This is a genomic window from Pseudomonas panipatensis (assembly GCF_900099785.1).
In the GTDB taxonomy this organism is placed as follows: domain Bacteria; phylum Pseudomonadota; class Gammaproteobacteria; order Pseudomonadales; family Pseudomonadaceae; genus Pseudomonas; species Pseudomonas panipatensis.
In genome coordinates, this window is record NZ_FNDS01000001.1 from 336,881 (window position 1) to 350,922 (window position 14,042).

General features: G+C 66.3%; 13 protein-coding genes. 9 read left to right on the forward strand and 4 right to left on the reverse strand.

The window, feature by feature from the left end; translation table 11 throughout:
• The first annotated feature begins 37 nt into the window (after nt 1-37).
• The 8 genes from BLQ74_RS01635 to BLQ74_RS01670 all read left to right on the forward strand — a co-directional run bounded on the left by BLQ74_RS01635 (nt 38) and on the right by BLQ74_RS01670 (nt 10,300).
• Nucleotides 38-922: a LysR substrate-binding domain-containing protein gene (locus BLQ74_RS01635; protein ID WP_090260156.1), complete on the forward strand. Its 885-nt coding sequence runs from the start codon at nt 38-40 to the stop codon at nt 920-922.
• 222 nt (nt 923-1,144) lie between these two features.
• The gene (locus BLQ74_RS01640) at nt 1,145-2,206 is read left to right on the forward strand and encodes a putative 2-aminoethylphosphonate ABC transporter ATP-binding protein (RefSeq protein WP_090260158.1); all 1,062 of its coding nucleotides are present in this window, start codon (nt 1,145-1,147) and stop codon (nt 2,204-2,206) included.
• Between the two features lies 1 nt (nt 2,207).
• Entirely contained in the window at nt 2,208-3,920 is a 1,713-nt protein-coding gene (locus BLQ74_RS01645) for a putative 2-aminoethylphosphonate ABC transporter permease subunit (protein WP_090260160.1), read from the forward strand.
• Between the two features lie 76 nt (nt 3,921-3,996).
• On the forward strand, nt 3,997-5,019 hold the full coding sequence (locus tag BLQ74_RS01650; RefSeq protein ID WP_090260162.1) for a putative 2-aminoethylphosphonate ABC transporter substrate-binding protein: 1,023 nt from the start codon (nt 3,997-3,999) through the stop codon (nt 5,017-5,019).
• Nucleotides 5,020-5,078: 59 nt separating this feature from the next.
• The gene (locus tag BLQ74_RS01655; protein WP_090260164.1) at nt 5,079-6,209 is read left to right on the forward strand and encodes a TIGR03364 family FAD-dependent oxidoreductase; all 1,131 of its coding nucleotides are present in this window, start codon (nt 5,079-5,081) and stop codon (nt 6,207-6,209) included.
• 96 nt (nt 6,210-6,305) lie between these two features.
• On the forward strand, nt 6,306-7,325 hold the full coding sequence (locus BLQ74_RS01660; protein WP_090260166.1) for a transporter: 1,020 nt from the start codon (nt 6,306-6,308) through the stop codon (nt 7,323-7,325).
• Between the two features lie 222 nt (nt 7,326-7,547).
• Nucleotides 7,548-8,786, forward strand: a complete 1,239-nt coding sequence (locus tag BLQ74_RS01665; protein ID WP_170842762.1) for a glutamine synthetase family protein — start codon at nt 7,548-7,550, stop codon at nt 8,784-8,786.
• Nucleotides 8,787-8,992: 206 nt separating this feature from the next.
• On the forward strand, nt 8,993-10,300 hold the full coding sequence (locus BLQ74_RS01670; RefSeq protein ID WP_090260170.1) for an MFS transporter: 1,308 nt from the start codon (nt 8,993-8,995) through the stop codon (nt 10,298-10,300).
• A 51-nt stretch (nt 10,301-10,351) separates the two neighbouring features.
• On the opposite strand, the gene BLQ74_RS01675 is transcribed toward BLQ74_RS01670, so the two are convergent.
• From BLQ74_RS01675 to flgA, 4 genes are all read right to left on the reverse strand, one after another.
• Nucleotides 10,352-11,056 carry a flagellar brake protein gene (locus tag BLQ74_RS01675; RefSeq protein ID WP_244507139.1) on the reverse strand — a complete coding sequence of 235 codons (705 nt, stop codon included), beginning with the start codon at nt 11,054-11,056 and terminating at the stop codon, nt 10,352-10,354.
• Nucleotides 11,057-11,187: 131 nt separating this feature from the next.
• Nucleotides 11,188-11,655, reverse strand: coding sequence for a flagella synthesis protein FlgN (locus tag BLQ74_RS01680; RefSeq protein ID WP_090260174.1), 468 nt, complete (start codon nt 11,653-11,655; stop codon nt 11,188-11,190).
• 51 nt (nt 11,656-11,706) lie between these two features.
• Nucleotides 11,707-12,030, reverse strand: coding sequence for a flagellar biosynthesis anti-sigma factor FlgM (flgM, locus tag BLQ74_RS01685; RefSeq protein ID WP_090260176.1), 324 nt, complete (start codon nt 12,028-12,030; stop codon nt 11,707-11,709).
• 132 nt (nt 12,031-12,162) lie between these two features.
• Nucleotides 12,163-12,921, reverse strand: coding sequence for a flagellar basal body P-ring formation chaperone FlgA (flgA, locus tag BLQ74_RS01690; RefSeq protein WP_090260178.1), 759 nt, complete (start codon nt 12,919-12,921; stop codon nt 12,163-12,165).
• Between the two features lie 70 nt (nt 12,922-12,991).
• Here flgA and BLQ74_RS01695 point away from each other — a divergent pair, with 70 nt between their 5' ends.
• The gene (locus BLQ74_RS01695; RefSeq protein ID WP_090260180.1) at nt 12,992-13,924 is read left to right on the forward strand and encodes a chemotaxis protein CheV; all 933 of its coding nucleotides are present in this window, start codon (nt 12,992-12,994) and stop codon (nt 13,922-13,924) included.
• Nucleotides 13,925-14,042 lie beyond the last annotated feature (118 nt).

Consider the following 14,042-nt stretch of genomic DNA (forward strand, 5'->3'; position numbering starts at 1 on the left):
GGGGAGTCATGAGCATTTTGTCGGAGTGCGCGCGCCAATGCTGAGTGCCGAACTCAAGGCCTTTTACATGGTCGCCCGCCTGGGCAGCATCACCCAGGCGGCGAAGAAGCTCGGCCTCAGCCAGCCGACGGTGACCACGCAGATCCGCAACCTGGAGGGCCAGTATGCAGTCGAGCTGTTCTACCGTGGTGGCCGTCGCCTGACCCTGAGCGACGAGGGCGCTCGCCTGTTGCCCATGGCCAAGGCGCTGTTGCAGCAGGAGGCCGACATCGAATTCTTCCTGCGCAATTGCGGGCAGATGCAGGGCACCCTGCGCATCGGCGCGACGTCGCCGTACTACGTGCTGGGCCTGATCAAGGATTTCCGCGAGCGCTATCCGCAGATCGAGGTGTCGGTGGAGATCGGCAACTCGCAGCAGGTGCTGGAGGCTCTCTACGAATGCCGCGTGGACCTGGCCGCGTCGTCACAGCCAGTGGAGGACGCCCGGCTCACGCACCTGGTGCTCGGCCGCGATCCGCTGGTGCTGGCGGTACATCGCAGCCATCCGCTGGCCGCCCGCCGCTCGGTGGCCTTGGTCGAGCTGCGCAATCACTGCCTGCTGATGCGCGAAGTCGGTTCCACCACCCGCGAGCTGACCGAGGGCATGCTCCGCGAAGCCGGGGTGGCCCCGGCCTCGATGCTGGAGATCGGCAGCCGCGAGTCGATTCGCGAGGCGGTGATCCGCAACCTGGGGGTGAGCATCATCTCCCGCCAGGAAGTCCCGGATAACCCCGAGTTGCGCGTGCTGGAGCTGCAAGGCGCACCGCTGATCGACGAATACCTGTTCTGCCTCAAGGAGCGCCGCCAGGCGCGCCTGACCAGCGCCTTCCTGGGCCTGGCGCGGGAAACCGCCGAGGGGCTGGCGTCGAGTTCGTCCCCGTAGGATGGCGTGGAGCGCAGCGATAGCCATCGATGCTCCCGCTTCGCGCAGCGCCCAGCGCAGGCGCGCGCGATGGGTCCCTGGCACAGGCCAGTAACCCAAATCCGCCAATACCTCTATCGGTACACTTGGCCTCGCCGCCACAGAGCCTTCGCAATCCGTCCCTAGCATGACCCTCATCGAGTCCCGTGGCGTCGCCGCGGGCCAGCGTCCAGAGGGTCCGTCATGCACGATTCCGCCGTTCTCGGCACCCCGTTGCGGGTGCAGGACATGCACAAGCGCTTCGGCCAGTTCGCCGCCCTCGACGGTGTCTCCCTGGCGGTCGATGCCGGCGAGCTGGTCTGCCTGCTCGGCCCCTCCGGTTGCGGCAAGACCACGCTGCTGCGCTGCATCGCCGGGCTGGAGCGGCAGGATCGCGGGATCATCCATCTCGGCGCGCGCGACGTCTCCGGCCTGCCGCCGCAGGCGCGCGACTACGGCATCCTGTTCCAGTCCTACGCGCTGTTCCCCAACCTCACGGTGGCACAGAACATCGCCTATGGCCTGACCGCCGCCAGCCGCGACGAGGCGCGCCGCCGCGTGGCGGAGATGCTCGACCTGGTCGGCCTGGCCGGCAGTGAGAAGAAGTACCCCGGCCAGCTCTCCGGCGGTCAGCAGCAACGCGTGGCCATGGCCCGCGCGCTGGCCCCGGCGCCGTCGCTGTTGCTCCTCGACGAGCCGATGTCGGCGCTCGACGCGCGCGTCCGCGAGCACCTGTGCGGCGAACTGCGGGCGCTGCAGAAGCGCCTGGGCATCACCACCCTGATGGTCACCCACAACCAGGACGAGGCCATGCTCATGGCCGACCGCATCGCGGTGATGAACCACGGCAAGCTCGAGCAGTACGGCAGCGCCCAGGACATCTACCGCGCCCCGGCCACGCCTTTCGTCGCCGAGTTCGTCGGCCAGGGCAACTGGCTGCCCTTCGAGCGCGGCGCCGATGGCCTGGCGCGGGTCGGCGGCTTGAGCCTGCGGTTGCATGGCGAGCGCGCCAACGCCTCACGCGGCCGCTTGTTCTGCCGCCCGGAGGCGATCGGCATCAACCCGGTGGTGCAGCAGGACAACCTGTTCCGCGCCCAGGTCCGCGAGATCACCTTCCTCGGCAACCGCTGCCGCATGCGCTTCGAACTCAACGAACTGCCTGGCCACGCGCTGCTCGCCGAACTGGCCCCCGAGCAGATGCCGCGCCTGGGCAGCGCCGACATCTGGGTGTCGCTGCCGCCGCAGAACCTGCAGGTGTTCGCCTGAGATGGAGGCTGTGGTGAAACTCGAACCGAGCTTGGCCGTCGGCGCGCTGCGGGGCGGCATGGGCGACCGCCTGTTCATCGTCGGCGGCAAGTTCCTGCTCCTGGCCCTGCTGACCCTGGCCGTGCTGTTGCCGTTGCTGGCGATCTTCTGGCGCGGCTTCAGCGGCGCGCAGGGGCAGGGCGGTGGCCTGGCGGCCATGGCCGAACTGCTCGCCAGCGGCAACTTCCACTGGCTGCTGGGCAATAGCCTGAAGGTCTCGCTGAGCGTCGCCGCCCTGGTGGTGCCGCTGGCCTACGCCTTCGCCTACGCCCTGCAACGCACGCTGATCCCGGCCAAGGGCCTGTGGCGTGGCATCTCGCTGTTGCCGCTGCTGGCGCCGTCGATGCTCCCGGGCATCGCCCTGATCTATCTGTTCGGCAACCAGGGCCTGCTGCGCGCCTGGGTGGCGGACAACATCTACGGCTTCTGGGGCATCGTCCTCGGCGAGGCCATCTACACCTTCCCGCATGCCCTGATGATCCTGCTCTCGGCCCTGTCGCTGGCCGATGCGCGACTGTTCGACGCCGCGTCGAGCATGGGCGCCGGACCCTGGAAAGCCTTCCGCAGCATCACCTGGCCGGCTTCGCGGCAGGGCGTGTTCGCCGCCATCTGCCTGGTTTTCACCCTGACCATCACCGACTTCGGTGTGCCCGTGGTGGTCGGTGGCGACTACCAAGTGCTGGCGCTGGAAGCCTACAAAGCGGTGGTCGGCCAGCAGCAGTTCGGCCGCGGCGCGCAGATCGGCATGCTCCTGCTGCTGCCGGCGCTGTTCAGCTTCGCCGTCGACGCCTGGCTGCGCCGCCGCCAGGGCGATGCCATGAGCGGCCGCGCCCAGGTCTTCCAGCCGCAGCCGGCGCGCGGCCGTGACGCCGCCTTCCTCGCCGTGGTCCTGGCGCTCAGCGCGGTGATCCTGCTGGTGCTGGGCATGGCGGTGTATTCCTCGCTGGTGCAGTTCTGGCCGTACAACCTGTCGCTGTCGCTGCGTCACTACGCCTTCGAGGAAACCGCTGGCGGCGGCTGGCTGGCCTATCGCAACAGCCTGACGCTGGCCTGCTGCACTGCGCTGTTCGGCGGCCTGCTGATCTTCAGCGGCGCCTACCTGATCGAGAAGACCCGCGAGCAGGCCTGGCTGAACCCGTTGCTGCGCATGCTCAGCTTCGTGCCCATGGCGGTGCCGGGCCTGGTCCTGGGGCTGGGCTACGTATTCTTCTTCAACCTGCCGGGCAACCCGCTGCATGTGTTCTACGGCAGCATGACCCTGCTGGTGGTGTGCACCATCGCCCACTACCTGACCACCGCGCAGATGACCGCGACCACCGCGCTGCGCCAGCTCGACGGCGAATTCGAGGCCGCCGCGCTGTCGCTGAAGATGCCGCTGTGGCGCCACTACCTGAAGGTGACCCTGCCGATCTGCCTGCCGGCGCTGCTGGACATCACCCGCTACCTGTTCGTCTCGGCGATGACCACGGTGTCGGCGGCGATCTTTCTCTACAGCCCGGACAGCATTCTCGCCGCGGTCGCCGTGCTGAACATGGACGACGCCGGCAACGTCGGCGGCGCCGCCGCCATGTCGACGCTGATCCTGCTGACCTCCGCCGCCGTCTCGCTACTCCTGGCCCTGGCCTCGCGCGGCCTGCTGCGCCGTTCCCAGGCCTGGCGCCGGGTCGAGCGCTGAGCCGTTGCCCGCCTTTTCGCTGCACTGACCGCCACCCCCGTTGACGCGGGGCCCAATAAAACAGAAGGAGCGCTCCATGTTCAAACGCCTCGTCCTCACCGCCGCCGTGCTCGCCGGGATCAGCTTGCAGGCCAGCGCCGCCACCGAACTGACCGTGTACACCGCCCTCGAACCGGAACAGTTGACTGCCTACAAGCAGGCCTTCGAGAAGCAGAACCCGGACATCGAGATCAAGTGGGTGCGCGACTCCACCGGCGTCGTCACCGCCAAGCTGCTGGCCGAGAAGGACCGTCCGCAGGCCGATGTGGTCTGGGGCCTGGCCGCCTCCAGCCTGGCGATCCTCGACCAGCAGGGCATGCTCGACGCCTACGCGCCCAAGGACCTGAGCGCGATCGGCAAGAACTACCGCGACCCGGCCAACCCGCCGGCCTGGGTCGGCATGGACGTGTGGGCCGCGACCATCTGCTTCAACAGCGTGGAAGCGCAGAAGCAGGGACTGGAGAAGCCGATCAGTTGGCAGGACCTGACCAAGCCCGAGTACAAGGGCAAGATCGTCATGCCCAACCCGGCCTCTTCCGGCACCGGCTTCCTCGACGTTTCCGCCTGGCTGCAGACCTTCGGCGAGAAGCAGGGCTGGGCCTACATGGACGCCCTGCACGAGAACATCGGCCAGTACGTCCACTCCGGTTCCAAGCCGTGCAAGCTGGCCGCCGCCGGTGAGTTCCCGATCGGCATCTCCTTCGAATACCCGGCCGTGCAACTCAAGCGCCAGGGCGCGCCGCTGGAGATCGTGCTGCCCAAGGAGGGCCTGGGCTGGGAGATCGAAGCCAGCGGCATCATCAAGGGCACCCAGCACCTGGAGGCGGCGCGCAAGCTCGCCGACTTCTCCGCCAGCCCGGCGGCCATGGCGCTGTACAAGGACAACTTCGCCGTGCTGGCCCAGCCGGGCATCGCCAAGCCGCAGACCGAGTTGCCGGCGGACTACGAGCAGCGCCTGATCAAGAACGACTTCGCCTGGGCCTCGAAGAACCGCGACGCCATCCTGAGCGAGTGGCGCAAGCGCTACGACGGCAAGTCGGAGAAGGTCGCCCAGCAGTAAGCGTAAGCCCCAGGGCCCGCTCCTGGCGGGGCGGGCCCACTGATGCAAGGATCATCGAAATGCCCCAGCAACACTGCGACATCGCCATCGTCGGCGCCGGCATCCTCGGCCTGTCCCACGCTTATGCAGCGGCCCGTCGTGGCCTGCGCGTGCGCGTCTTCGAGCGCACCGCCACGCCACTCGGCGCGTCGCTGCGCAATTTCGGCCAGGCCCTGGTCGGCGGCCAGCCGCCGGGGCCGATGCTGGAACTGGCGCGGCAGGCCCGGCCGCTCTGGGCCGAGTGGGCGCAGCGCGCCGGATTCTCGATCCGCCGTAACGGCTCCCTGCTGTTCGCCCGCAACGAAGCCGAGGAGGCGCTGCTGGAAGCCTTCTGCGGCGGCCGCGTCAAGGAGCACGGCTATCGCGCTGAACTGCTTCGCGGCCAAGCCCTGGACGATCTTTACGGCGGCGCCTTCAGCCGCCATCGCGCGGCCCTGCACAGTCTCGACGATCAGCAGTTGTATTCCCGCGAGGCGCTGCCGGCGCTGATCGACTGGCTGCGCCGCGAGCTGGGCGTGGTCTTCCAGTTCTCCACCCTGGTCCGCGACATCGAACCCGGCCTGCTGCGCACCACCGCCGGGGTGTTCCGTGCCGGGCAGATCGTCGTCTGCGCCGGCCACGACTACCAGACCCTGCTCGCCGAGTCGTTCGCCGCGCTGCAGCCGCAGGTGTGCCGTTTGCAGATGCTGCGCGCCCGCCCCGAGCGCGACCTGGGCCTGAGCCATGCCGTGCTCACCGGGCTGAGCTGCGTGCACTACGGCGCCTTCGCCGACCTGCCGCAAGCCGAGGCGATTCGCCAGCAGATTCGGCGTGAGGCACCGGCTCTGGAGCGCCATGGCATCCATCTGCTGATCAGCCCGACGCCCCATGGCGAGCTGATCATCGGCGACTCCCACGATTACGGCGGCGATGCCTCGCCGTTCAACGCCGAAGCGGTGGACCGGCTGATGCTCGACCTGGCCGAAGACACCCTGGGCATGCGCGTCGAGGTGCTGGAGCGCTGGCAGGGCGTCTACGGCGCGCGCGGCCCGGCGCCGTTCTCGCGGCTGCCGGTCGCCGAGGGCATCACCGCGGTGCTGATGCATACCGGGGTGGGCATGAGCGTCGGGCCGGCGCTGGGCGAGCAGACCATCGCCGGCCTGCTGGGCTGAAGGGGTAGTCATCGGACTGTCACCGGACCTTCATACCGCTCTGCTAAGAGGTAGGCCGCCGGCCCGGCCCAGGGCGCAGTCAGCCAGCGAGCGCGCATGAACCCACGCATTGTCCAGGACCAGAGGGACCCCGACCTGTTCGGGTTGCTCTACGGTTTCCGTTTCCGGCCCGGCGAGCGCGGCGAGCAGATCGACTCTGCCGCCGCGGTGCGCTGGTTGACGCAGCCGGGGGAGGGCGAGGACTTCCTCTGGGTGCACCTGAACCTGGCCAACGCCGCCTGCGAACGCTGGATGAAGGCGCACCTGGACCTGCCGGAGAGCTTTTTCGAGACCCTGCGCGAGGGCTCCCGCTCGACGCGCATCGAACACGTCGACGCGGCGCTGCTGGCGGTGGTCAACGATGTGGTCTTCAACTTCGGCTTGGTTTCCTCGGACATCGCCACGCTCTGGGTCTGTGCCCGTGGCCGTCTGCTGGTCACCGCGCGCATGCAACCGCTGCGCTCGGTGGACCGCCTGCGCTCCTCGGTCAAGCACGGCGAGCGCTTCCGCTCGCCGCTGGAGCTGCTGGTGCACCTGCTGCGCGACCAGGGCGACATCCTCACCCAGATCGTCCGCGAGACCAGCATGAGCGTGGACGGCATCGAAGACCGCCTGTTGTCGCAGAATCTCTCCGACAACCGTGCCGACCTCGGCGCCATGCGCCGCGTGCTGGTGCGTTTGCAGCGTCTGCTGGCGCTGGAGCCCGGCTCGCTGCTGCGCCTGCTCAATCGTCCGCCGGATTGGTTGCAGGAGGAGGACGTGCGCGACCTGCGCGAGGCCACCGAGGAGTTTTCCCTGGTGATCAACGACCTCACCGCCCTGGGCGAACGCATCAAGCTGCTGCAGGAAGAGATCGCCGCGGTGCTCAACGAGCAGAGCAACCGCACCCTGTTCACCCTGACGGTGGTCACCGTGCTGGCGCTGCCGATCAACATAGTCGCCGGCTTCTTCGGCATGAACGTCGGCGGCATTCCGCTGGCCGGCGACCCGCATGGCTTCTGGGTGCTGGTGGCGCTGGTGGCGAGCTTCACTCTGCTGGCCTGGCGCTGGGCTTTCCGCAAGCGCAACGACGCCTGAGACAAGGTGCTGGAGAGTAGGACGCGTCCGACTTCGAGTGCTTGAAATATCGAACACTTGGTGCGTATTTTGTACGGGCCGCCAGCCTGTACTGGCTACGCATTACAAGGATAAGACGTCATGACTAGCGAAGGACGCAGCCCGCTCGCCGAGCGCCTGGCTGGAGTCGAAGAAATCGAATGCGTCACCCCCGACCTCAACGGGGTGCCGCGCGGCAAGGTTATGACCGGCGAGGGATTCCTCTCCGGGCGGCGGTTGCAGTTGGCCCGTGGCGTGCTGCTGCAATGCATCATGGGTGGCTATCCCCCGGCGCGCTTCTACGGTAGCGATGATGGCGACCTGGCCCTGGTCGCCGAGCCGAGCCAGGTGCACCGCCTGCCCTGGAGCGATACGCCCCGAGCCCTGGCCATCTGCGATGCGCTGGAACTCGACGGCAAGCCCTCCGGGTTGTCCAGCCGCGGTCTGCTCAAGCAGGTGGCGGCGCGCTATGCCGAGCATGGCTGGAGCCCGGTGGTTGCCACCGAGCTGGAGTTCTTCGTCTTCGCGCCCAATCCCGATCCGACCGAGCCCTTCCTCGCGCCGCTGGGGCCGGATGGCCGCCGCGAGTTGGGCTATTCGGCGTTCAGCGTGTCGTCCAACAATGGCCTGCGCCCGTTCTTCGAGGAGGTTTACCGCTGCATGGCCGCGGTGGGCCTGGAGCGCGACACCTTCATGCACGAGATGGGCACCAGCCAGTTCGAGATCAATTTCCTGCATGGCGACCCGCTGGTGCTGGCCGACCAGACCTTCCTGTTCAAACATCTGCTCAAGGAGGTCGCGCTCAAGCACGGCTTGATCGTGGTGTGCATGGCCAAGCCGCTGGCCAGAACGCCGGGCAGTTCGATGCATATCCACCAGAGCGTGGTCGATAGCGCCGGGCGCAATATCTTCAGCGACGCCGCCGGTGAAGCCACGGCGGTTTTCCGTCACTTCATCGGTGGTTTGCAGGCGTGCCTGGCGGACTTCACCCTGCTGTTCGCACCCAACGTCAACTCCTTCCAGCGTCTCTGCCACCCCTACGCTTCGCCGAACAATGCCTGCTGGTCCTACGACAACCGCGCCGCCGGCCTGCGCATTCCGGCCAGCCCGCCCGTGGCGCGGCGGGTGGAGAACCGCCTGCCGGGTGCCGACGCCAACCCCTATCTGGCCATCGCCGCCAGCCTGGCCGCCGGACTGCACGGTATCGAAAACGGCCTGGAGCCGAGTGCGGCGATTCAGGGCGAGTTCGAGGTTCCAGAGGCGCTCTTGCTGCCCTGCACCCTGCATGACGCCCTGCAGCGACTGAAGCGCAGCGAACTGGCGCGGCGGCTGTTCGGCAATGAGTTCATCGATGGCTACGCAGCGACCAAGGCCATGGAGCTGAGCAGCTTCTTCGATGAAATCACACCTTGGGAGCATCGAGTGCTGGCCGCCCAGGCCTGACGGACGGGACGATCCCAGCCTGTCATGGCCGGGATCGAGCGCGCCGCTTTGCCGATGGCGACGCCGCAGGGTTTCTCCGCGTCAATGCACTCGACGCGCCTCGTCGGAGCCTCTAGTCTCTAGGCCTTGTAGCCGACGCCCGCCCTGTGCGGGCGTTTTCTGTAGTACGGCGGCCTGGCGCCGCCCGTGATGGACCCGGAGGTTCGATGCAGCGGATTTTCACTTCCTTCCGAGCGCTGTATGTCGCCACCCTGATGTTGCTGACCGGCTCCGGTCTGCTGAGTACCTACCTGGCATTGCGCCTCGCCGCGGAGAAGGTCGACGGCCTCTGGGTCGGCGCCATGATGGCGGCCTACTACGCCGGTCTGGTGCTCGGCGGCAAGATCGGCCACCGGCTGATCGCCCGAGTCGGGCATATCCGAGCCTATGTCGCCTGCGGCGGCCTGGTCACTGCGGCGGTCCTGGGGATCGGCCTGACCGTCTGGCCGGAGGGCTGGCTGGTGCTGCGCATGCTCATCGGCCTGGGCATGATGTGTCAGTACATGGTCATCGAGAGCTGGCTCAACGAGCAGGCCGATGCGCGCCAGCGCGGCGCGGTGTTCGCCGGCTACATGGTGGCGTCCTACCTTGGGCTGGTCGCCGGGCAACTGATCCTGGTGGTCCATCCGGGCCTGGGGCCGGACCTGCCGATGATGATCGCGCTGTGCTTCGCCCTGTCGCTGATCCCGGTCTCCATCACCCACAAGGTCCACCCCGCGCCTTTGCGCCCGGCGCCGCTGGAGCCGCGCTTCTTCCTCAGCCGGGTGCCGCAATCGCTGACCACGGTGCTGGTTTCCGGGCTGGTCATCGGCTCTTTCTACGGCCTGGCGCCGCTCTACGCCAGCGACCAGGGGCTGAGCGTCGAGCAGATCGGTGTGTTCATGGGCGTGTGCATCTTCGCCGGGCTGTTGGTGCAATGGCCGCTGGGTTGGCTGTCCGACCGTTATGACCGCGCGCTGCTGATCCGCAGTTCGGCCATTCTCCTGCTGATCACCGCCTTGCCGCTGGCGCTGTTGCCGTCGCTGCCGATGGAAGCCATGTTGCCGATGGGCTTCCTGGTCTGCCTGGTGCAGTTCACCCTCTATCCGCTGGCAGTGGCGTTCTCCAACGACCATGTCGAAGGCGAGCGCCGCGTGTCGCTGACTGCCATGTTGCTGGTGACCTTTGGGGTCGGTGCCTGTATCGGCCCGCTGGCCGCCGGCGCGCTGATGCGCCAGTTCGGACCCAACATGCTTTATGCCTTTGCCGCCGCCTGCGCGCTGATCCTGATCTGGCGCGTGCATCCGGAGAAGGTCAGTGGGCTGCACCGGGTCGACGAAGCACCGGTCAAGCATGTGCCGACGCCGGACAGCCTGGCCAGTTCGCCACTGGTGGGGGCGCTGGATCCGCGCGTTACCGGCCAGACGTCGAACGAGCAAATGAAGGCGGGGAATGCCGCTGCGCCGGAAGCGGAAGAAGACAGCCGGCCGGGGTAGACGCGAGGCGCCCCCTTGGCGAGTGGCAAAGGGGGCGCTGCGGCATGCGGGCTAGAACAGTTCGTCTTTCTCGAAGCGCCGAGCTTCGCGCTGCAACTGATAGACGAAACGCTCGATGTGCCGTTGTTCCAGGCCATTGATGCGGTGGAAGCGCAGGCCAGCGAAACTCACGCCGGCCTTTTCGTCGAACTGCACATGACGCATTTCCACTTCCAGAGTGACCGCGCCAAAGGGAAGGCGGGCGATGAAACGCTCGTAGAGCTGCCCGGATTGCAGGCGTCCGCTGACGTCGCCCTGGAATCGGACCTTGCAGCCGGTGGCCGAGATGTCCAACAGGTTGCCGGAAAGCGCCGACTTGAGCTTTTCTCCACCTAACTCCACGGCCACCGGCTGCGTCTGCGAGAGGGTCGCGCGATAGGCATTGCGGCGCTGGTGGTAGAGCACCTCGGCCGGTAACGGCAGCCAGTAGCAGCGGGCGCCATCCAGTTCAGCGAACTGGGCATTCTGCCGGCATTCCCAAGCGATGCGCACGCCTTCATGGAAGGCCTCGATACGGAAGTGCTCGCCATTCTGCAGGTAGCGCTCGCCGTCATTCGGGATGAGTTCGTCGAGCGCGATCACCCGGCGCTCGCGGTCCACCGCCACGACGAAGCTCTGGAAGCGTTGGTTACGTTCGGCGAAGGTGATGACCAATGGATCGTGACTGTCCATCAGGATTCGCAGGTTGGCATGAATCTCCACCGGTGCCTTGAGCATCTTCGGCGGCTGCGGGCCATTTTCCTCAGCGAACGGGCTCGACACGATCCACGGGTCTCCAGAAACGATTTCTTGTAGGTACTTACTGTAGGCGCGGCATTGTGCCGTATGCCAATGCCCGATTCCAGCGATCAGGCCTGGCTCAGCGGGCGCTGGCGACCGGCTGGGGTGGCGCCGCCGTGGCGGTCATAGAGGCTGGGCGTTTCCTGTCCCCGCAGGATGTCCAGCAGACGCCCGGTGGCATTCTGGTTGTTGCGGATGACGCGGCCATTGCGCAGGTTGGCTTGCTGGCAGCGCTCCAGCAGGGCATTGAGCGCATCGCTGCATTCGACCGTCGCGGCTTGCACGCTGCCAAGCGCAGCAAGTTCGGCAAGGCCGGTGCGGTCTGCGCTGACGCCCGCCTGACGCAGCAATTCACTGCGCTGGCGACCGTGCTCCTCCAACTGATGCAGCAAAGGCAGCTTGGTATCGAGCAGCGTCTGCAGGCGGGGCAGATCACGCTCCTCCAGTGCCTGGAATTCGTCTTCGATCAGCTGCAGCAGGGTCTGGGCCGCGGCGATATCGTCAGTGATGAGGCGAAGCAGGGTAGCGTTGGGCATCTCGGGCTCAGGGGCTTGGGCGTCCTAGGGCTCCCGGCGCAGCGATGAGGCTCAGCGCTGGGATTCGAAGTCGAGCAATTTACCGGCGACTTTCTGGCTGTCGACCTGATAGCTGCCATCGGCAATGGCCTGCTTGATTCGGGCAACCTTCTCGGAGTCGACGACAGGCTGATCTTTCAATTGATCGCTGGCTTTCTGCAATTGTTGTGCGGTAGCGCTCAGTTGTACGGACTCACCGCTGCCCTGGGCTGCGGCGCTGCTGGTGCTTGCTTCGGTACCGCTGGCTTCGCTGCGACCGCTGCTCTGGGTCTTGCTGGTACTGCCAGTGCTGAGCGGCGCGCTGGAGCCATTCAGCCGGTTGAAGTCGATGACCATGGTTTGAACCTCTGCGGGTGTAGGACGCTTGCCAGAGGATTTCGGCTGCCACCCGGAAAACTTTAGGGCGGTTTTTTGTGCGTCGTTGCACAGTGTAGTGAAGGCAGTCGGGATAGCGCCAGAGTTCCGGCGCTACAGGTTCACCTGCACGGAGCCAGCCTCCAGGACCTGGGCCCGGATAATGCGTTGCGAGCGCAGATTGCGCACCCGGATCTGTTCCCCGGGCACTCCGTCGGCCAGGGCTTCCCCTGGCATCACCACGTTGACCGTGCTCGTCTGTGCGCGGATCACCACCTGATCGCCCTTGTGTATTACGGCGGCCTGTTCGAGGAAGACCGGTGCGAGAATCTGGTCGTTGGTGGTGGGGCGTTTGAGTTTCTGGCCGAGCGCGCGTTCCGGGTCGGTCAGGTAGCCTTGGGTGAGCGGACCGATGTCGCGTTCTGCCAGGCTGATATCGGCCGCTTCCACAATGTGGTCGCGCTTGAGCGGTTGGGTGGTCACCACGACCTGGCGGAACAGCCTGACTTGCGCCGGGATATAGACAGTCCATGGCGAGCTGCCATCGCAACGCACCTGCACCGTGACCCGGCCGACCGGTTGCGATGGGCTTTCCAGGGACTGTGTCAGGTCTTTGTCGCACTGTGCCAGGCGCAGGCGCGGATCGAGGCGGGCCACTTCGATTTCGTAGCGCGCCTCTATTGCGCTGTTCTTCAGGTAATCTTCCACCTTGAACTCAAGAAAGCCTTGGGTGGAGCCGATAAGGATTTCGGGTGCGGTGAAGTTATCGGCGAGGGCGTTGCCCAGGCCGAGCGTACCCGTGATGCCAAGAACTCCGCAGAGTGTCCGGGCAAGATTTCGGGGCTGTCGGAAAAATGTCGTTGCCTGTTTCATGCAACGGGTTAAGCAATGCTCGTGCCGTTTGCCGTTCGCAGCGGCACGGTGGATACGCAGGGGAGGCGCAATGGCCGGAGTCATGGATTCGGTCAACCAGCGCACACAGCTGGTTGGTCAGAATCGTCTGGAATTACTGCTGTTCCGGCTGGATGGCAGCCAGCTCTATGGCATCAACGTGTTCAAGGTGAAAGAGGTCCTGCAGTGCCCGCGCCTGACCGTGATGCCCAAGTCCAACCCGGTGGTGCGCGGGGTGGCCAACATTCGTGGCGGCACCATTCCGATTCTCGACCTGTCGATGGCCACCGGGCGTCGGGGTTTGCGCGAGATCGACAACAGCTTCGTGATCATCACCGAGTACAACACCAAGGTGCAGGGCTTCCTGGTCCATTCGGTGGAACGCATCATCAACATGAACTGGGAGGAGATCCATCCGCCACCCAAGGGCACCGGCCGCGAGCACTACCTGACGGCGGTGACGCGGATCGACAACCAGTTGGTGGAAATCATTGATGTGGAGAAGATCCTCTCCGAGGTGGCGCCGACGTCGGAGGAAATCTCCGTGGGCGTGCTCGACGAGGAGACCCAGGCGCGTGCGGTGAGCAAGCGGGTACTGGTGGTGGACGATTCCTCGGTCGCGCGCAAGCAACTGGTGCGCTGCCTGGAAACCGTCGGCGTCGAAGTCTTGGCATTGAATGACGGTCGCCAGGCGTTGGACTATCTTCGGCAGATGCTCGATGCCGGCGGCAAGCCTGGGCAGGAGCTGCTGATGGTGATATCCGACATCGAGATGCCGGAAATGGATGGCTACACGCTCACCGCCGAGATTCGCCATGACGCGCGGCTGCAGGATTTGCACATTCTCCTGCATACTTCGCTGTCTGGAGTGTTCAATCAGGCGATGGTGAAGAAAGTCGGCGCCGACGACTTCCTCGCCAAGTTCCGCCCGGATGATCTGGCGGCCCGCGTGGCCGAGCGGATCAAAGCGGTGGATGCGCGCTGATCGGCACGACAGCTAACGGGGTAACGGGCGGCGCCATTGCCGCCCATGGCCGGAGGGTTCCGGCCACAGCCTGGCGTTCGGTTCGGCGCTGGGTCAACAGGAAAGGGGCGTTATCGGT

Bases quoted from the DNA above. Each gene is read 5' to 3' on its own strand.
- BLQ74_RS01640 (WP_090260158.1), top strand. From the start codon at position 1,145: ATGCACGATTCCGCCGTTCTCGGCACCCCGTTGCGGGTGCAGGACATG.
- BLQ74_RS01680 (WP_090260174.1), bottom strand. From the start codon at position 11,655: ATGCCCAACGCTACCCTGCTTCGCCTCATCACTGACGATATCGCCGCG.
- BLQ74_RS01660 (WP_090260166.1), top strand. From the start codon at position 6,306: ATGAACCCACGCATTGTCCAGGACCAGAGGGACCCCGACCTGTTCGGG.
- BLQ74_RS01675 (WP_244507139.1), bottom strand. From the start codon at position 11,056: ATGCTCAAGGCACCGGTGGAGATTCATGCCAACCTGCGAATCCTGATG.
- BLQ74_RS01650 (WP_090260162.1), top strand. From the start codon at position 3,997: ATGTTCAAACGCCTCGTCCTCACCGCCGCCGTGCTCGCCGGGATCAGC.
- BLQ74_RS01665 (WP_170842762.1), top strand. From the start codon at position 7,548: ATGACCGGCGAGGGATTCCTCTCCGGGCGGCGGTTGCAGTTGGCCCGT.
- BLQ74_RS01670 (WP_090260170.1), top strand. From the start codon at position 8,993: ATGCAGCGGATTTTCACTTCCTTCCGAGCGCTGTATGTCGCCACCCTG.
- BLQ74_RS01645 (WP_090260160.1), top strand. From the start codon at position 2,208: ATGGAGGCTGTGGTGAAACTCGAACCGAGCTTGGCCGTCGGCGCGCTG.
- BLQ74_RS01635 (WP_090260156.1), top strand. From the start codon at position 38: ATGCTGAGTGCCGAACTCAAGGCCTTTTACATGGTCGCCCGCCTGGGC.
- flgA (WP_090260178.1), bottom strand. From the start codon at position 12,921: ATGAAACAGGCAACGACATTTTTCCGACAGCCCCGAAATCTTGCCCGG.
- flgM (WP_090260176.1), bottom strand. From the start codon at position 12,030: ATGGTCATCGACTTCAACCGGCTGAATGGCTCCAGCGCGCCGCTCAGC.
- BLQ74_RS01695 (WP_090260180.1), top strand. From the start codon at position 12,992: ATGGCCGGAGTCATGGATTCGGTCAACCAGCGCACACAGCTGGTTGGT.
- BLQ74_RS01655 (WP_090260164.1), top strand. From the start codon at position 5,079: ATGCCCCAGCAACACTGCGACATCGCCATCGTCGGCGCCGGCATCCTC.